The following is an 18,529-nucleotide window of genomic DNA, read 5'->3' as shown; positions in this document are numbered from 1 at the left end:
GGGACTACCAGCGCCGCCGGCCCCTGCCGGATGGCAACGATGCCCCGAGACAGGCGTAAACCATGCCCCGAGACATACCGTCAACCATGCCCCGAGACATCCGTCAATTATGCCCCGAGACAATACACTGGGCAGATCGGGCCTCTCGTCGCGCAAACTGGGCGGATCCTGCCGTCTGGAGGCCGAAAACCGGTCGCAGAAGACCGGATCTGCCCAGTTTGCGAATCCAGTGTCCCGATTTGCCCAGTTTGCGGGTGGAGCGCCGCAGAAGGCGCTTCCGTCGTCATCCTGAGCGAAGCGAAGGATCCTTAATTTGTGCAGAAAGTCAAAGGATCCTTCGACTTCGCCCTATCGGGCTTCGCTCAGGATGACGTGGGAGGGCCCGGGCTTCGCTCAGGATGACGCGGGAGGGCCCGCGCTCCGATCGGGACGGCGGTGTAGGACGCCCAGGCCCGGATGGCGGGTGGGGCCGTTCCGGCTACTTGGCGATCTTCTGCAGCTCGGCGTTGGCGTAGGCCATCTTCTTGGCGAGATCGGCCTCGTCGGTGTTGCCGCCCATGCCGCCCATCTTGCCGAACAGATCCACCACGGTGGCGTTGCCCATGATGCCCAGCATGCTCGCCTTGACGCGCATGCCGGAGATGCTGGACGCCACGTTCGCGAGGATGCGCGAGGCGTCCTTGTTCGCGAGGATGTCGTTGATCGTGTCGTTCACCGAGTACCTGGACGGGTCGATGGGCGCATCCTCGTCCACGGCGTCCAGATTCACGTCGTCGAACCAGTTGGCCACGCCGGCGCCGCCTTCGGGATCCACGTAGATGTACGGCTGGTACGGCTCGGCGACCTTGTGGAAGCTGGCGGAATCCACCAGCTCGGTGCCGTCGGAACCGGTGGCGCGGGCCTCGACCACGGTCACGCCCTCTCCCAGCGGCACGTCCTTGAACTCGAAGACGCGATGGGCGCTCAGGGAGCCGAACGTCTTCCCGTTCACAAGGAGCTCCACGGCATCGGCGTTGGAGTACACCTTCACGTTGATCATGTCCGTGGCCCGCTCGGAGAAGCGCTTGGAGGCGATGTGGATCATCGGCTCCTTCGACCAGTAGGCCTGGTAGACGTAGAAGGCGTCCTTGCGGATCCGGCGGTCGATGGTCACCAGGCCCTTGTTGTTGCGGCCCTTGACGCCGCCCTCGTTGCGCGCGTCGCAGCCGAAGTCGAACATGTTCCACACGTGGGTGGCCCACAGCCACGGGCGCTCCTCGATGATCCTCGCCATGTGCTCGTGGTAGAGCGCCTGGTACTCCTCGGAGTAGTCGCCGCACTTCGGGTCGTCGGAATGGTAGCCGATGATGCCCTCGCAGCCGTATTCGGACAGGCCGGTGGCGCGGTCCGGGTACATGGCGTGGAAGTCGTCCAGCCAGGCCTCGTTGTCCTCGAGCTTGCCGCCGTACCAGCCGAAGTAGTGGTTGTAGCTCAGGATGTCCGTGATCTGGTTGTGTTCGGAGTCCTTGGGCGTGCTGGAGACCTGGGCCATGGTGGTCACGCGGGTCGGGTCCAGCTGGTGGCACAGCTCGTTGAGGTCCCTCAGGTTCGCCACGAGCTGTTCGCTGTCGCCGCCGATCAGGATCTCGTTGGAGATGCCCCAGGTGACGATGGACGGGTGGTTGAAGCTCTGCACGATCAGCTCGGTCATCTGCTGGCGGCAGTCCTCGTGCGCGGCCGGATCCTCGTTCATGCGGGAGATGAACGGGATCTCCGCCCATACCACCAGACCCAGCATGTCGCACAGATCGTAGAATTCCTGGGCCTGCTGGTAGTGGGCCAGACGCACGGTGTTGGCGCCCAGGTCGCGGATCATCATCGCATCCTCGATGTGGTCCTCCAGGCTCAGCGCGTTGCCCTTGCCCAGACGGTCCTGATGGCGGGAGACGCCACGCAGCGGGGTGGGCACGCCGTTGAGGAGGAAGCCGCGCTGCGGGTCCATGCGGAACTCGCGCACGCCGTGGTGGACCTCAACCTCGTCCAGCACCTCGTTGTGGCGCATGAGCGTGGCGGTCACGGTGTACAGGTACGGGTCCTCGGTGGCCTGCCACAGGTGCGCATCCGGCAGATCGATGGTCACGCGGGCGTCCGGACCGGCCGGAACGGAGGCGCCCGCCACCGGTACGCCGTCCTCGTCGGCCACCTGGAAGTTGACGAAATCGCCCTCCTCGGCGCCCTTCACGTAGGCGCGCGCGTCGATGGTGGCGTGGCCGTCGCCGTCGGGGCCCAGATGTGGCTTGGAGGAGACGGTGACGCCCGGGCCGGCGAAGTAGTCGAGATCGAAGTGCGCGGCAGGCACCTCGATGATCGAGACGGCGCGGTACAGGCCGCCGTAGAACGTGAAGTCGGCCATCTGCGGGTAGACGTCGGAGCGCTCCTCGTTGCTCACCTTCACGGCGAGCACGTTCTCGCCGGGGATGAGCGTGGAGGTCACATCCGCGCGGAACGTGGAGAACCCGCCCTTGTGGCCGCACACCTTCACGCCGTTCACGTAGGCCTCGGCCACGTTGGCCGCGCCTTCGAACTGCACGTAGGTGAGGGTTCCGGGGGCCTGCTCGCCCACCGAGAACGTGCGCACGTACCAGCATGCGCCGCGGTGGTAGTCGGAGCCGCCGTCCTGCCCGTCGAACTTGTTCCAGGTGTGCGGCAGGGTGACGGGGGTCCAATCGGCGCCCGGGGCGTAGGCGGGCACGCCCTCCTGCTTGGTTTTGGTGAACAGCCAGCCATCGGTCAACGTGGTGATGGTACGCATTGCGGTCCTTCCTGATCGTTGCGATCGAGCGGGTGCGCGGGAACTTCCCTGTCGCCGCGCCTTGCACTTCCACCATACGATCGCGCGGCGGCGGGCGGTTTTGTTTCAGACGTTTTCCCTGTCCGTTCAGCGTCCGGATGCCTGATGCGGCCGGATGGTCCCCGCTTGGCCGCTACAGTGAAGGTATGGCAAAGGTGACGATTCGAGATGTGGCGGCCGCGGCCGGGGTATCCGCCGCGACCGTATCCCGCGCGCTGACGCAGCCGGGTCGCGTAACGCTTGAGACGGCCGAGCGCATCCGGCGGATCGCCGACGAGATGGGCTACCGGGCGCGCAAGGTGGATGTGGATCCGATGCAAGCCGCTCTGGTGGGGGAGATCGCCGCGCTGGTGCCGGACCTGCGCTACCCGATCTTCGCCGACTATCTGCACGGGGTCCAGACGCAGTGCGACGGCCGCGGATACGCGCTGGCCGTCTCGGTGACGTCCGATCGGGGCGACGTGGAGCGTGAGCTCATCAATCGGTGCCTTAAGCGCGCGGACGGACTGATCCTCATCGCCTCCCGCGTGCCGGATACGGTGATCCGCAAGGCCGCCCAGACCAAGCCCGTGGTGGTGGTCAACCGGCTCGCGCGCGGCGTGCAGTCGGTGGTGGTGGACGATCGGCCCAGTGTGGAGGCTGCGGTGATGAAGCTCAAACGGCTTGGGCACACGTCCATCACCTATGTGCCCGGGTCCGATTCCTCCTGGCAGAACGGTCTGCGCTGGCAGGCGCTGCTTACGGTGTGCCAGCGGGAGGGGATCCGGCTGCGCCGTGTGGAGCGGGCGTACGATTCGGACTATGCGTTCGACACGGCGAATGTGGACAGGTTCCTGGACAAGCCCACCACCGCGATCGTCGCGTACAACGACGGCGTGGCCGTGGACTTCGTGCGCGAATTGGCCGCGCGCGGCGTCCAGGTGCCGCGGGACGTGTCGGTGATCGGCTTCGACGCCACAATGGAGGGCCGTCTGAACCATCCGCAGCTCGCCACGATCACCGTGGATCGGCAGAAGGTGGGCGAAGTGGCCGCCGCCAAGCTGATCGAGCGCATCCTGCATGTAGGCGGTCCGTCCGTGGCCCCCGAGGTGCTGCACTCGCGGTTCGAGCCGGGGGAGAGCCTTGGGCCGGCATAGGAAATGCATGTGCGGCGGGCGGCCGCGCGGTGGCACAATGGGAGCGTGTCAGTATTCCAATCGCTCCGCGATATCTTCACCCTGCGCGACGACCCGTCCGACCGCGCCCTGGACATGCCGTCCCGGCTCGAGGCTCCGCACGGGTTCGCGCGCATCAGCCTTCGTCCGGTGAGGGAGGATGATCAGGAGGATTGGAACGATGTGCGCTGGGCCAATCGCGACTGGCTCATGCCGTGGGAGTCGGGCGATCCGCTGGGCGGCCGCCCCCTGTCCTTCAACGAGTGGGTGCGCCGCATGCGCCAGGACGAGCAGGCCGGCGTGGGCGCCGTGTTCCTCATCGAATACCAGATGCAGATCGTGGGCCAGGTCTCGCTCGGGGCGATCAGCTACGGGGCCATGCGCACCGGCATGGTGGGCTACTGGGTCTCGCAGCGCTACGCCGGCCACGGGTTCGCGCCGCTGGCCGTGGCGATGCTGGCCGATTGGGCCTTCCGCGACCCCTCCGGCCCCCATCTGCACCGCATCGAGATCGCGATCCTGCCGGAGAACCACCGCTCCAAGCGCGTGGCCGCCAAGCTCGGTCTCACGGACGAAGGGCTGCGGCGCTCCTATATGTATGTGAACGGCGAGTGGCGGGATCATGAAAGCTACAGCCTGCTCGCCGGCGATGTGCCCGGCAGCGTCACGGACCGGCTTGTCCCCCGGGGCTGACTGCGGGCCCGCGGGCGGCTTGCGGGCATATTGAAAAGGTTTGACGACACGCATGTGGAATTTTCAGGTAATCATCCGCCAGCCCGTCTATGGTTAAGCCTATGGGTTACGAGTCGTTGAGCAGCGTTGTGCTGGTCGCGATCGCCGCGCTGCTGGTGTTCGTGTGGGCGCCACGCAAGGCCCGGAAAGGCATGAAGGACGCCTCCGAGCATCGTGCGGATCGTTTTTCGGCCTCGCTGCATCTCGTGGACGCCGCAAGCGCCACCAGATTCAGCGACGCGACGCCCCCCATTATGAAAGGCTTATCGATGCAGGCAGAACAACAGCGCAAGGTCGCAAGGCTCACCCCGCAGCGCGTGGCGCACATCCGTCAGCTGCGCCGTGCCGCCATCCGCCGTCGCCAGATCCTCGTGGCGTCCCTTGCGGCGGTTGCGGTTGTGGTGCTGGTACTGGCATTGGTGCTCAAGTTCAGCTCGCTGTATGCGCTGATCCCGTTCTCCCTGATGTGCGCGGTGCTCGCGCTGGGCGTGCGCGCCTCCAAACAGGCCCGCGCATGGGAGGCCGAACTCGCCGCCGTGCGCCGCACCGGCCAGGTGGTGGCGCAGGTGCTGCCGCAGACCGTGGGCAAGGCCGCCCGTCCGGTGGTCCCCGCGCAGTCGGCCGCCCCCTCCCGCGCCGCCGGGCCCGAGCCCGTCCGTCAGGAGGAGCCCGCCACGGATGTACTGACCGCATCGGAGATTCAGGATGCGGTCGATCGCGCGCGTGCCGAGCAGAAGGTCGTCAAGGCCGAGCGCGCCGGCGAGGCGATGGCCGCGCGCCCCAAAGCCGCCGAGGCCACGCAGCCGGCACCGTCCGCACAGCCCGCCCGGTCCGAGCAGCCCGCCCGGTCCGCCGAGGAGACGGCGGCTCCCGAACATTCCGATTCCGCGCAGCCCGCCGATGTGTCTGCTTCCGACGAGGTCCCCGTGCAGGCCCCCGCCGAGGCAGACGACGCCACGAACGAGCTGGCCCGCATCTCCCCGTCGCATGCTCTGGACGCCTTTGAGATGGCCTCCTCGCAGGATCTGATCTCCTTCTCCCTGGGTGCCTCCCGTGCGGGCAAGCCGGTGAGGATGGCCGAGCCGGAGAGCATGGAGATCAAGTCCACCCGTCAGGTCGCCAAGGCCGTCCCGCCGCTGGCCGGTGCGCAGACCCGGTCCGCCGACGCCAAGGACGATGAGGCTGTGGTCTCCTTCCACGACGTCGAGGCGAGCGGCGATGTGGAGGCTCCCGCCGAATCCTCCGACTCGCTGGGCGTGGACGTGGACGCCGTGATCGCTCGCCGCATGGACTGAGATTCCCGTTTCTCCCACAGCGTTAGCACTCGAGTTGGCAGAGTGCTAAATTCGCGCTACAGTATGGGGTAGCGCGTGAGGGTTCCGGTCAAGTGATCGTCAGCCTCTTACCTAGGGCCTTGGCGCGGGAACTATTGGTTTTCTGTTGCATGAGGAGGCACACAGTGTCCATCGCACTTACGCCGTTGGAAGACAAGATCATCATCAAGCAGGCCGCTGCCGAGACGCAGACCGCTTCCGGCCTGTACATCCCGGACAACGCCAAGGAGAAGCCGCAGCAGGGCGAAGTCCTGGCCGTCGGCCCGGGCCGTCGTGACGACAAGGGCGAGCGCATCCCCGTCGACGTCAAGGTGGGCGACAAGGTCCTGTACTCCAAGTACGGCGGCACCGAGGTCCACTACCAGGGCGAGGACTACCTGATCGTCTCCGCCCGCGACATTCTGGCCATCCTCGGCTGATTCGCGTCTCGCTTCGAGATTTTCCACAACCCCGTCGGTTCGCTTCGTGCGATCGGCGGGGTTGCCGCGTTCTGGGGCGTCGCGGGCATTCCGGGCGTCCGCGGCGTTGCGCGCTCGGGGAAATTCGCATGCCCGGCGCTACACTGGATGAAACGAACCAGAGGGGGACAATGATGCCCGAACACACCGAGGGACTTCAGAACATCGGGGTAGGCCGGACCGTATCGTCCGCGCAGCCGGTCCAGCCCGCGCAGCCCGGCCGTCACGTCGCGCCGGCGTCGGCATCATCCGGTCAGGCGTCCGAGTCGGCGAGCCCACTTGCTTGGGATGCGGCTCAGGCCACCGCCACGGTGGGTGCGGTGATCGATGCGCTCTCCGACGTGCTCTCCTGCGGGCGCGAGCCGATCGAACTGGCCGTCACCACGCTGGTGGCCGGCGGCCATCTGCTGCTGGAGGACGTGCCCGGCGTGGGCAAGACCACGCTGGCCCGCGCGCTCGGCACGGTGATCCAGGGATCGGTGCGCCGCGTGCAGTTCACGCCGGACATGCTGCCGAGCGATCTGACCGGCGTGAGCATCTACGACCAGTCCACCCAGCGCTTCAACTTCCATCCCGGCCCGCTGTTCGCCAACATCGTGGTGGCGGACGAGATCAACCGGGCCAACCCCAAAACCCAGTCCGCCATGCTGGAGGCCATGGCCGAAGGGCAGATCAGCGTGGACGGCGTCACCTACCGGCTGCCCGAGCCGTATTTCGTGGTGGCCACGCAGAACCCCATCGAGCTGGAGGGCACGTTTCCGCTGCCCGAGGCCCAGCTTGACCGCTTCATGACATGCACGTCGCTTGGCTACCCCAGCGCCCAGGCGGAGGCGGCCACACTCACCAGCGCCTACTCCAAGCGCCCTCTGGACCAGCTCAGGCCGGTGTGCGACGTGAACGCGATCGCCGGCGCCCGCGTGGCCGCCGACCATGTGCATCTGAGCGAGCCGGTGGCCAACTACATCGTCTCGATCACCACGGCCACCCGGGGACGCGCCGACGTGCGCTACGGTGCATCGCCGCGAGCCAGCCTCTTCCTGGCCGCCATGGCCAAGTCGCGCGCGCTGGTCTCCGGCCGCTCGTTCGTGCTCGCCGACGACGTTCGCTCGCTCGCCGTCCCGGTGCTGGCCCATCGTCTGGTGTTGCCGGATGCGGCGTTCGGGGCCGCCGCGGGCGTCACCGGCCGTTCGATCGTAGAGGACATCCTCCATCACGTTCCGGTGCCACGCGTGGACGGACGGTAGCCATGCCACGCGCCGGCGCAGAATCCAAGCGGTCCCAGCAAGACAAACGATCCGTTCGAGACATGTCCTCCAAACGGCAACCCGGGCGTGACCGCAATGCCCCGCGCTGGCATGGCCGGGGGATCGTGCGTCCCACGCCATCGGGATTCCTCGTGCTGGCGCTGGGCGGTCTGTGCTGTTTTCTGGCCATCCTGCTGGACGATCGCATGCTCTCCGCGGCCACGCTGGCCCTCTGGCTGGCCCTGCTGGCCTCGCTGGCGATCGCCCTGCTGCAGCGTCGGTTCGTGACGGCCGATCTGGCCCGTGCGGTGATGGCCACAAGCCAGTTGCCGCAGACGCGCGACGGATTGGTGGCCTATGTGCCCGCGCGTGGATGGAAGCGTTTTCTACTGCCGCACAGCATGTTCGCGGCGCTGCAATGGGAGCGGCTCGACCAGCGCGGGCGCGTGGTGGGGCGGGGCGCCGGCAAGCCGCCGGAGCAACGCGGCCTGTACCGCCATGCGGGCATCGCGGCCACATGGTCCGACCCATTCGGTTTGATCCGCCAGCGTCTCATGCTGCCGGACGATGGGGAGACGATGATTCTGCCCGCCGAGTCCGGCGGTGGAGCCGAGATCTCGCTAGCCTCCGACGCCCGGCTGCAGGACCAGTCAGCCGGCGAGATGGCCAGCAGCGTGCGCCAGTATGCACCCGGCGATTCGCCCCGACTCATCTCCTGGCGTCACACGGCCCACCGCGGCGAGCTCATGACCCGCGAGTCGGACCGCGATGTGCATGTGACGACGCTGCTGGTGATCGACATGGCCGCCGATCTGGATGCGGCCGCCGCCTACGCCCTCCAGCGGCTCCGGGCCACGCAGGGCAAGGGCCTGCAGGTGGTGGTGTCCGATGGCGAGATCTTCCATGGCGATCGTCATGAGGCCACGCGGTTCCTCGCCGCCATGCGTCCGTGGGACCAGGCCGGTGCCGGCGAAGGTTCACAGGCCGCTTCGTCCGCACCAACCGTCGAGCGGCAGGTGGCGGCGATCGCGCAGTTCGCCGCAGCCCAGCGCCACCCGCTGCGGATCGTGCTGGTGGCCGCCGCGGATCACACCCCGCTTTCCGCGGCCCTTGACGCATCCCCGCTCGGGAGCAGGACCAGCGTGCATGCGGTCGGCCCGGCCAAGGAGGACGGCGATCGGGCGGCCGTCCCATGCATCGCCATCGATTCGGGTGGTTCCGCGGTCCAGGCCGATTCAGTGGCATCCGACGACGATGCCGGGCGTCATCCGTGGCGCCGCCATCTTGTGCGGTCGCGCGTGGCGACCGCCGCCGCGCTCATCGTGCTGCACGTCGTCACGCTGCTGGCCCTGAAGCCCGTGGTCGAGCTGCATGGCCTCTGGCCCATCACCTCCATCGTCCTGCTCATCGCGGTCACCGTGGAGGCCGTGCTGTTCCCGCCAGCCACCGCGTGGCGATCGGCCCGCCGTGTGCTGGTGGGGTCCCTGATCATCGTGATCGTCTCGCTGGGCGCCATGATCGTGCGCATCCATGCGATCACCGGCATGTGGGTGATCGGCCGGCGCATGGAACAGGTGGCCGACGAACAGGGGCGGATCATCGAGCAGGTGGCCCATTGGAACTTCGAGCTGCTGCCCGACGCGATCGGCGCAGGCATGAACGAGCTGTACGTCCAACTGCCGCCGCTGACCGTGGGGCCGTATGCGGACGTGCTGCTGATCGGCGCGGGCGCGATCGCGGCCATCCTGCTGCGCTGCGCATTGGTCCAGCCCGTCGCCGCCCCCGCGCTCGCCGTCGTGCCCGTCGCCGTGATGTCCACGGCGTTCGCGTTCGTGGGGCAGACCCCGTCGTACGCGATGATCGGCGTGACCGTATGCGCGGCCCTCCTGCTGCTGTGGTCCACCGTGCCCGTGCGCGCCATAGCCCCATTGCCGGTCATCGCCTCCGGCGTGGCGACCGCGATCGTGCTGGCCCTCACGCCGTCCGCCACCAGTCTGGCGATCGCCATCCCGCTGGCCGTGGGCACGCCTGGCGGCCTGTTCTCCACCAGCACGGTCAATCCGATGGTGGATTTGAAACGCGGGCTCAACACCGGATCATCGGCCACGGTGTTCACCTACACTTCGCGCACCGGCAGCCCGTATTATTTCCGCCTCGCCACGTTGGACGACTTCAACGGCGACACGTGGAAATACGATCCCCAGCTCGCCTCCGACGGCGGCCTGTACGGCGGCAGACCGAACTTCGGCTCCAGTCCCAAGTCCGATCCGCTGATGCAGGGGCTGTCCGGCATGCCCTCCGACGATGTGCGCGATCTGGATCCGTTCATGCGCACGTGGTATGCGATCATGAGCAGCTACGGCAACTCGGACATCGGGTACAGCGACGATGATCTGCGCTCGCTGGTCGGCATGAGGGGCTCCGCCGACGTGAGCATCGACTCGCTCGCCTCGCGCTTCCTGCCCGTGGTGGGCAATGCCACCTCCATCAGCGGGGTGGACAACAGGGACCAGCGATCGTGGTACCAGGCCGACGACGGCACGATCTTCAGCACCGGCACGCTCACATCTTCGGGCATGAACTATTCGGCGTCTGGCGCCTACATCTCCCCGATCTCCGGCAATGCCGGCTTCGGCCAGCTCACCGCGCTGGACAATCTGCGCAAGACGTACATCGACTACTACGGCACCGACAGCATAAGCGCCGCGGACCGTGAAGCCACCCGTCGCGCGCTGGCGGCATCCGGCTACGGCACGATCGTGGGCGACTATCTGGTGGTCCGCATCGGCACGGAGGTGGTGCAGGGGGCGGACGACGGGCAATACGCCGCGCTGAACGGCTCCTCGGGCAGGGGAGCCATGGTCCGGCTCACGGGACCCGACGGCCAGCTCATCTCCAATGCGGAATACCCGATGCGCTACCTTGACGGCATGATCGTGTCGTTCAACTCGGCGTTCCGCAGGAAGCTGGCGCTCAGCGGAGACGAGCTGATCATGCAGGCGGGCAATAGCAGCAAGACAAGGCTTGCCTTGGTGCTGCGGCTCGACGGTGCCGCCATGAGCCGGTACACCGTGCAGAAAAGCGACGAATACAAGCAGGCTTTGGACGACGCCGGCGCGCCTTCGAACTGGTATGGCCTCATCCCGGCCAGGAGCAGCGGATCGAACTACTACGGCGGGTACGGATATGACGGCTATGGCAGCGATTCCAGCGGCTATGGCGGCTCCGGCGGAAGTTATGACGGCTATGGCGGCGATTCCAGCGGCTCCGGCTCGGGGCTGAGCGGCATCACCGCCTCCCGCCGCGTGAGCATCACCCCGCAGGATCTGTACGACACCGGCACGGGCGCCTCGCTCAGGAGCCGTTACGGCGGGCTGCCCAGCCAGCTGCCCGAGCATGTGAGGGCCGTGATCGAGGAGGCCAAGGCGGCCGGTGTGCCCGCCGACGGCACGACCGAGGAGGCGCAGGTGGCCGCGATGCGCTGGCTGGTGAACTACTTCTCCCAGCCGGGCTTCGTCTACTCCCTCACCCAGCCGGACGGCAACGGACGCAACAATCTCGAAGTGGTGGACGACTTCCTGGTGGACAAGTCCGGCTACTGCACGCATTACGCCACCGCCCTCGCCGTGCTCGCGCGCGGGCTGGGACTGTCCACGCGCATCGTGCTCGGCTACAACCAGGGCGGTGCCGCGGTCGGGGACACGTCCACGACCGGAGGCTCCGACGATCCGGGCTCCGGCGCCTACGGCGGTTCCGGGAACGGCGACGCGTTCATCCCGTGGCTGGTGAACCAAGGCCGCAGCAGCGCCGAATACCAGGTGCAGGCCAAGCAGCTGCACTCGTGGACCGAGGTGTACATCGACAACATCGGCTGGGTGCCGTTCGATGTGACCCCGTCCGCCGACGGCACGGACATCGAATCGAGCGACGACACGGGCGTGACCACCATCAACCCCTCGGCGGGCGCATCCAGCTCCAGCGCGTCGGCCTCCGCGTCGGCCTCCGAGTCCAGCACCGCCACCGAGGAGGAGACCACCACGGACGAATCCACCGATGCGGCCGCCCAAACCACCGGCACCGCCACCGTCCAGAGCCGCGTCGAGCTGCCGCAATGGGCAGTGGTGACGCTCTGGACGCTGTTCGGTCTTGCTCTGGCCTGCGCGCTGGCGTTGACCCCGGCCGGCATCCGCGCACGCAGACGCCGCGGACGGATGCGGCTGATCGATCAGGCCATCGCGGTGGGCGACGACGATGCCCTGAACCGCAGGGCGTGGCGGGCCGCATGGGCCGAGGCCGCCGATTGCACGCGGGATGCGGGGCTGTCATGGCCCGCGACGGCAACGGACCGCGATGTGCAGCGGCTGATCGCCGAACGGTTCCCGGACGAGCGGCTGAGACTGGCGACCCTGGCGGACGGGGCGATCGCCGCCGCATACGGTGCCCCGTCGTCGCCCGTGGAGCCGTTGGATGCCGCCGTGCCGCAGATCCTCGAATCGCTGCGGAGCAGACTCACCACGGTCCAGCGGCTGGTGCCGCGATCCCTGTTCCGGTCCGGGCTCTAGAACCCGGCTTCCTTCAGGGCGTGGTCGATGTCGCGGATCAGATCGTCCGTGTCCTCGAGGCCCACGGCAAAGCGGAAGAAGCCGCGGTGGAACTCGGGCGGGTACAGGTACTGGCGCTCGTCGTCCTCGCCCAGGAACACGATCAGGCTCTCGTCGTGGCCCAGCGAGACGGCCGAGGTGATCACGTTGAGCTTCGAGACGAAGCGGTTGTGGCCGTCGTGGTCGGTGTCCAGCCCGAAGGCGAGCACACCGCCGAATCCGGCGTCCGGACGGGCCAGCTGCGAGGCTGCCACCGCGTGGCCCGGATGGGATTCCAGACCCGGGTAGCTCACGAACCGCACGGCCGGGATCGTCTCCAGATGCTTGGCGATCGCCAGCGCGGAGGCGTTGTGCTGCCTCATCCGCAGGGGCAGGGTCACCGAGCCGCGGTTGATGAGCCAGGCGTTGAACGGCGAGATGATGCCGCCGTAGTTCACCTGCGCGGTGAAGCGGATCTCGTCCGTGCGGGCCTTGGTGGTGGCGATCGCGCCGCCCAGCGCGTCGCCGTGGCCGTTGATGTACTTGGTGAGCGATTCGATCACGATGTCCGCGCCCAGATCCAGCGGGCGCACGTTGAACGGCGAGTTGAACGTGTTGTCCACGCTTACGAGCGTCTCCACACCGGTCTTCGTGCCGTGGTCGTGCACCAGCTGCGCGATCGCGGCGATGTCGGACACCTTGAGCGTGGGGTTGGCGGGCGTCTCGATGTGCACGAGCTTCGTGTTGGGCTTGAGTGCCTTTTCCACGTTCTGCGGGTCGGAGGTGTCCACGATCGACGTTTCGATGCCGTATTTCTCCGGCAGGATCTGGTTGAGCAGGCGGTAGGCGGCGATGTACGTGGTATCGGAGAAGATCGCATGGTCGCCGCGGTTGAGGAACGTGGTGAACGTGGCCGCCAGCGCCGCGACGCCGGAGGCGAGCACCACCGCGTCCTCGGCGCCTTCGAGGTTGGCGAGCTTCGCCTCCAGATAACGCTGGTTGGGGTGGCCATTGCGCGTGTAGAGGTTCACGTCCGAGCTGGACCAGTTGATGTCGCTCGGATCGTAGGGCAGGGCGTAGGCGTTGGCCAGGGTGATCGGGCGGCGGATCGCGCCGGTCTCCCTGTCCACGCCGTTGCCGAGGTGGATCGCCTTGGTGCCGAAGCCCAGGGGCTTGTCGTCGAATGATTGTCCGGAATGCACAAGATCTGAAGTCATGGGTCAACTGTCCCACGGGCGGGCGGTCCGCGCAATCGAGGCGGAATGCTGCAGAATGGCGGATTTCCGAGCATTGAGAGCCATCTATAGGGGATTGGTATAGCGGGCGCGCAATTAACGGGCGCGCATATGGCGGGCGCATGCGGCTCGGGTTGCGTTGCGCCCGTTGGCGGGGCCAATCTCATGCCAAACACGGGCAACAAGTTGTCAATAAATGGCAATCCACCCTCAAGCGCGCCGAGAATGGGCACTATGGACCGAAGACAACATAGATTCCGCATATCAAGGGAGTGTGACGGGGACAATGACCACAGGATTGCTGCTCGCTGGAGGCGCCGCCGCGCCCGTGATCGTGGATGCGGCGTATAACAACGGGCCGTTCGCCGAACGGTCGTATGCGCAGGTGATGCGCGCCGTGACCGATCTGCGGCAGGATCTGGCCATGGTGAATGGAACGATCGATTTCCACGAGGTCCAGCGAGCCTTCGTGGACGCTGAGTCCGATCGCCTGGATCGTCTTGCCCGCGCCGGTGCCGGCGCGCCGAGGCTCGTTGCGGCCGAGGACGGTCGGGTGGCGGCCGAATCGGTGGACGCGCCCTTCGCGATCATCGTGGGCGTGCTCGGCGAAAGCGCACTGCTGGATGGGCTGGTCGAATCGGGCAAACTGCCTGAGGCGGACGCCATCCGTGGCGGATGGGAGTCCTATGCGATCCGCGTGGTCGAGGATCCCCTGCCCGGCTCCGGGCTCGCCGGCGCGCTGGTGATCGCCGGTTCCGACGCCCGCGGCGCGATCTACGGCATCTACACGGTGTCCGAGCGGATCGGCGTCTCCCCGTGGTGCTGGTACGCGGACGCCCCTGTTTCCGTGCTGGCCCCGGGGAGCGTGCTGGATGCGGCCGTCCTGTTCCCCGATCCCGTGGTGGACGAGGGGCCGGACGTGCGCTACCGCGGCATCTTCATCAACGACGAGGAGCGCACCATCGAATGGTGCGAACGCAAGTTCCCCGCCAGCCCGTCCGCTCACCGCGCGCCGAACGTGGACTTCTACCGCCACGTCTTCGAACTCCTGCTGCGTCTCAAGCTCAACGCGCTGTGGCCGGCCATGCATCCCGGCACGGCTGCGTTCAACGAGGCGCTCGCCCCCGACGGCACGCCCATCAACGCCGAGGAGGCGAATCATTTCGGCGTGGTCGTCTCCGCGTCGCACTGCGAGATGATGCTGCGCAACAACGTGGGCGAGTGGAAGCCGTGGTTCGAGGAGCACCGGGACGACTACGACTGGAAGGGCGATTCCGCCGCCGATGCCTTCGACTACACGCGCCACAAGGACGCGATTCTGGACTACTGGCGTGGCGCCCTTGAACGCAATCGCGACTATGAGAACGTGTATCCGCTGGGCATCCGCGGCATTCACGACGGCGCTTACCGCTGCGCCGATCTGCAGACCACATTCGGCACCGAGGTCGCCATGATGGCCGACGTGATCCGCGAGCAGCGCAAGCTCATAGCCGAGGTGTTCGGCGCCGAGGACGCGGTGGCGCAGGTCTTCGTGCCGTACAAGGAGATCGGCGAGCTGTACAACCACGGGCTCAAGGACCATGTGCCGGACGACGTGATCCTCATGTGGGCGGAGGACAACTACGGCTACCTGCGCCAGATCCCCACGGCCGAGGAGCGTCTCCGTGCCGGCGGATCGGGCGTGTACTACCACAACTCGTACTGGGGATACCCCAAGAGCTGGCTGTGGCTCAACTCCATCCAATACGCGCTCATGACCGAGGAGCTGCGCCGCGCGTACTTCACCGGCGCCACGGGCTTCTGGATCCTCAACGTGGGCGACATCACGCCCGGGCAGATCGGGCTTGAACTGTACGCGAAGCTCGCCTGGAGGCCTCCTTTGGTTGAGTCCGCAGGGCTGCCGGCCCTGTATGCCGCGCACGCCCGTCGTGACTTCCACGCCTCGCCGGCCGCCGCGGATGAGCTGGCCACCGCCATCGACGACTACTCGCGTCTCAACGGCGTCAAGCGGGCTGAGTTCTATGGCGTCGCCAACCCCGTGAACACGCATTCCGTGGGCTTCAACCGCAAGTGGGAGTACCCCCTCTCACCGGTTGCGGATGGAGACGAGGCGTTGCGTTTGGTGGAACGGACGTCGGCATTGGAGGCCGTGGTGGACCGTGTGGCCGGCGGGCTGTCCGAGGACGATGCGGCCGCGCTGTATCTGGAGTTCGGCCATCATGTGCATTCCTATGCGGCGGTGGCGCGCGAATACGCCTACTTCTGGAAGTATCGTCTCGCGGCGGCGCAGGGCCGTGCCGTTAGCGCCGCGGCATACAAGCGGCTGTCCCTGGAGGCGGCCACCCGGATCGACGAGTTGGAGCACAGGTACTGGGCCGTCAACGGCGGCAAGTGGGACCATGCGATCGGCCATTCGCACCCGATCGCCGGCGATCCGTACAACAGCAACGAGGGCATTCTGGTGCTGGACGAGTCGAAGTTCGCGCCCGTGGCGTCACTGGGGGATGATGCGCCGATCTCGGTCCGCTTGGGTGCCAGCGCGGAGGGCCGGTGGGCGGCCGGAAGCGGCACGCTGCGGTTCTCGGCGGCGTTCGGTGGGTTGCACTACATCGACGTGTTCAACCGCAGTCTGTCACCGCTGGATTGGCGCATCGAAGCCGATCCGTGGATCGTGCTGTCCGCCGATGCGGGTGTGGTCGCCGCCGAGCGCCGCGTGACCGTGGGCGTGGACTATGATCGTCTGGATGCGGTGGCTTCCGGCGCGGCTCCGGCCATCGGCACGATCCGCGTGATCGCCGTGGATGCATCCGGGCGCGACGCCGATGCTCCTTCCGCCGTGTTCACGGTGATCGCCGAACCGCGTGCGATCGCTCCCGTGGATGCGGACGATGCCGTCGACGAAGCCGGGATTTCCGGCCCGGTGTTCGCCGAGGCGAACGGGCTGGTGATCATCGACGCGCCTCATGCCAGCGAACTGGTCGCCGGGGAGGATGGCGCCCATTGGGCCGCGGTGCCCTCGCTGGGTCCCCGCGTCGGATCGCTCAAGGCATACCCCGATGACGCCGATCACGTCGATCCGGCTGACTTCGCCCATACCGCACAGGCCCGTTACCGTGTGCACTTCACGTCCGCCGGCCGGTTCCACGGCGTATTCCTGCGCATCCCCACCCTCAACGAGGGCCCCAATTGCGACAACTACGTCAAGTGCGGCGATTACGAGTACGAGGAGGAGCCTCCCTTCACCTGCCGCACCGCGATCGGTCTGGACGACGTACCGCCCAGCCGGGCCAACCTTGAGGGCGAATACCGTTGGCGCGGGCCGCGGTGGGCCGCCAACATCATGCGCATGGTCGAGCCGATCGACTTCACGATCGACGTGCCCACGCCGGGCTGGCACGATGTGGTGGTCTATCGGTCCGATGCCTCCATCGCCTTTGCCGCGATCATGATCGAAACGGTTCCCGGCGCGTTGGGCGATGGGCTGATCGGTCCCGCCGAATCGCCGGTCGCGTCGAAGGCGGATGCCGGGGATTCCATGGTCTTCGCCGGCCGTCCGATTGCGCCGGCCGCACTGCCGCCCGAATTGGGCTGAGCAGGGTTGCTGGGTTTGCTGGGTTTGCCAGCCCGGTTCAGCTCGTTTCCGGTTCACGATTTTCCACGCCTGAAAAATCGTGAACCGGAAACGCACAAAACCGGACATCGCCGTGGGTGAACAATAGCGGAATTCTGCGAAAACCGATGTGCGAATGAACATGCTCCAGTTCACAATTTGAGGGGCCCGAAAAAATGTGAACTGGGAATCGCACGGAAGAGCGCGGGAGGGCCCTACATCTTCCCCCAGACCCGCTGGACCTCCGCGGTCATGATGAGGAAGGCCCCCATGCCATGCAGGTCGTTGGTGCTGGTGGGTCGGGCGCAGTAGAAGTCGTAGTCACCCACGCCGGTGCCGATGCACACGCCGTCCACGATCAGGTCCTTGGTGCCGTCCGGCCGGGTTTCATGCCCGAGATTGGCGATTACCGCCTCGTAGCCCCGCTTCGCCGGCTCCAAGGCAGACTCGTCCAGAATCCCCACGCGCACCGCCTTGCACAGCGCCGCCACGAACAGGCACGTGCAGGAGGTCTCAGGCCAGTTGCCCTCGTCGCCCGGCCGATCCAGAACCTGCCACCAGCGGCCATCCGGTCCCTGTACCTTGAGCACGGCCGTGAGCAGGTCGCGCACCATGGCCTCCAGCGCCGGGCGGGAGGGATGATCCGCCGGGATGAAGTCGAGATCGTCGAGCACCGCCACCGGGACCCATCCCACCGATCGTCCCCACACGCACGGCGCGAGCCCGGTTTCCGGATCCGCCCAACGCGCCCGGCGGGACTCGTCATAGGCATGCCGGTACAGGCCGGTCATGGGATCCTCGGTGTGGGCGCGCATCGTCAGCGTATGGCGGGCCACCTGATCGAAGTACTCGGGATGCCCGAATTCGGCGCCATACTGGGCCGCCACGGGGCCACCCATGTACAGGCCGTCGAGCCAGAGCTGATGCGGGCAGCTGTTGGCCTTGTGCCACAGTCCGCCGTCCGAATTGCGCGGGAAATCGCGGAGGGTGTGCGCGATCCGGTCGAGGGCCCGGCGGTAGCGCTCGTCGCGCGTGCGCTCGTACAGCGGGTAGAGAAGAATGCCCGGTTGCATGTCGTCGAGCTGGGAGGGTTCCGCGCTGGGGATGGATCCGTCCGGCGCAACCACGGCGTTGACCCAGTTGCGCACATAGTCGAAGTAACGCTCGTCGCCGGTGAGCAGATACGTCTGGTACACGCCGGACAGGAAGACGCCCTGATGATAGTGGAAATGGTTGCGCGGCGGCAGATCGGCGGCGGCGAACGCGCGCATCATGGTCTCGACGGACGCGACGGCATAGTCGACGGGTTGGGCATTGACGGAAAGACGACTCATGGGGACTCCTTTGTCTGG

Annotated in this window: 10 protein-coding genes; 7 read left to right on the top strand and 3 right to left on the bottom strand. The window is 67.0% G+C overall.

The window, feature by feature from the left end; all coding sequences use genetic code 11:
• Nucleotides 1-478: 478 nt before the first annotated feature.
• Complete coding sequence (locus EMO90_RS04600; RefSeq protein WP_150353449.1) at nt 479-2,791, bottom strand: glycoside hydrolase family 2 protein; 2,313 nt, start codon at nt 2,789-2,791, stop codon at nt 479-481.
• Between the two features lie 185 nt (nt 2,792-2,976).
• Here EMO90_RS04600 and EMO90_RS04595 point away from each other — a divergent pair, with 185 nt between their 5' ends.
• The 6 genes from EMO90_RS04595 (at nt 2,977) to EMO90_RS04570 (ending at nt 12,314) form a co-directional block, all read left to right on the top strand.
• Complete coding sequence (locus tag EMO90_RS04595) at nt 2,977-3,966, top strand: LacI family DNA-binding transcriptional regulator (RefSeq protein WP_190971946.1); 990 nt, start codon at nt 2,977-2,979, stop codon at nt 3,964-3,966.
• Between the two features lie 3 nt (nt 3,967-3,969).
• Nucleotides 3,970-4,677: a GNAT family N-acetyltransferase gene (locus EMO90_RS04590; RefSeq protein ID WP_150353447.1), complete on the top strand. Its 708-nt coding sequence runs from the start codon at nt 3,970-3,972 to the stop codon at nt 4,675-4,677.
• Nucleotides 4,678-4,766: 89 nt separating this feature from the next.
• On the top strand, nt 4,767-6,011 hold the full coding sequence (locus EMO90_RS04585) for a hypothetical protein (protein ID WP_190971945.1): 1,245 nt from the start codon (nt 4,767-4,769) through the stop codon (nt 6,009-6,011).
• Nucleotides 6,012-6,175: 164 nt separating this feature from the next.
• On the top strand, nt 6,176-6,469 hold the full coding sequence (gene groES / locus EMO90_RS04580) for a co-chaperone GroES (protein ID WP_150353445.1): 294 nt from the start codon (nt 6,176-6,178) through the stop codon (nt 6,467-6,469).
• A gap of 170 nt (nt 6,470-6,639) precedes the next feature.
• Nucleotides 6,640-7,752, top strand: a complete 1,113-nt coding sequence (locus EMO90_RS04575; RefSeq protein WP_223849675.1) for an AAA family ATPase — start codon at nt 6,640-6,642, stop codon at nt 7,750-7,752.
• Nucleotides 7,753-7,814: 62 nt separating this feature from the next.
• A complete protein-coding gene (locus tag EMO90_RS04570) occupies nt 7,815-12,314 on the top strand; it encodes a transglutaminaseTgpA domain-containing protein (protein ID WP_190971944.1) in 4,500 nt (1,499 codons plus the stop codon).
• On the opposite strand, the gene EMO90_RS04565 is transcribed toward EMO90_RS04570, so the two are convergent.
• The gene (locus EMO90_RS04565) at nt 12,311-13,549 is read right to left on the bottom strand and encodes a trans-sulfuration enzyme family protein (protein ID WP_150353443.1); all 1,239 of its coding nucleotides are present in this window, start codon (nt 13,547-13,549) and stop codon (nt 12,311-12,313) included. The two genes, EMO90_RS04570 and EMO90_RS04565, sit on opposite strands and share 4 nt — an antisense overlap.
• A 304-nt stretch (nt 13,550-13,853) precedes the next feature.
• Here EMO90_RS04565 and EMO90_RS04560 point away from each other — a divergent pair, with 304 nt between their 5' ends.
• A complete protein-coding gene (locus EMO90_RS04560; RefSeq protein WP_190971943.1) occupies nt 13,854-17,159 on the top strand; it encodes a glycosyl hydrolase 115 family protein in 3,306 nt (1,101 codons plus the stop codon).
• A gap of 233 nt (nt 17,160-17,392) precedes the next feature.
• On the opposite strand, the gene EMO90_RS04555 is transcribed toward EMO90_RS04560, so the two are convergent.
• Entirely contained in the window at nt 17,393-18,511 is a 1,119-nt protein-coding gene (locus EMO90_RS04555) for a glycoside hydrolase family 88/105 protein (protein WP_150353441.1), read from the bottom strand.
• Nucleotides 18,512-18,529: the final 18 nt, after the last annotated feature.

This window comes from Bifidobacterium vespertilionis, from assembly GCF_008698145.1.
GTDB classification, from domain to species: Bacteria; Actinomycetota; Actinomycetes; order Actinomycetales; family Bifidobacteriaceae; genus Bifidobacterium; species Bifidobacterium vespertilionis.
This window is presented reverse-complemented; position numbering and strand designations above follow the sequence as displayed.

Coding starts and splice junctions, on each gene's coding strand:
- EMO90_RS04600 (WP_150353449.1), bottom strand. CDS start 2,791: ATGCGTACCATCACCACGTTGACCGATGGCTGGCTGTTCACCAAAACC.
- EMO90_RS04595 (WP_190971946.1), top strand. CDS start 2,977: ATGGCAAAGGTGACGATTCGAGATGTGGCGGCCGCGGCCGGGGTATCC.
- EMO90_RS04590 (WP_150353447.1), top strand. CDS start 3,970: ATGCATGTGCGGCGGGCGGCCGCGCGGTGGCACAATGGGAGCGTGTCA.
- EMO90_RS04585 (WP_190971945.1), top strand. CDS start 4,767: ATGGTTAAGCCTATGGGTTACGAGTCGTTGAGCAGCGTTGTGCTGGTC.
- EMO90_RS04575 (WP_223849675.1), top strand. CDS start 6,640: ATGATGCCCGAACACACCGAGGGACTTCAGAACATCGGGGTAGGCCGG.
- EMO90_RS04570 (WP_190971944.1), top strand. CDS start 7,815: ATGTCCTCCAAACGGCAACCCGGGCGTGACCGCAATGCCCCGCGCTGG.
- EMO90_RS04565 (WP_150353443.1), bottom strand. CDS start 13,549: ATGACTTCAGATCTTGTGCATTCCGGACAATCATTCGACGACAAGCCC.
- EMO90_RS04560 (WP_190971943.1), top strand. CDS start 13,854: ATGACCACAGGATTGCTGCTCGCTGGAGGCGCCGCCGCGCCCGTGATC.
- EMO90_RS04555 (WP_150353441.1), bottom strand. CDS start 18,511: ATGAGTCGTCTTTCCGTCAATGCCCAACCCGTCGACTATGCCGTCGCG.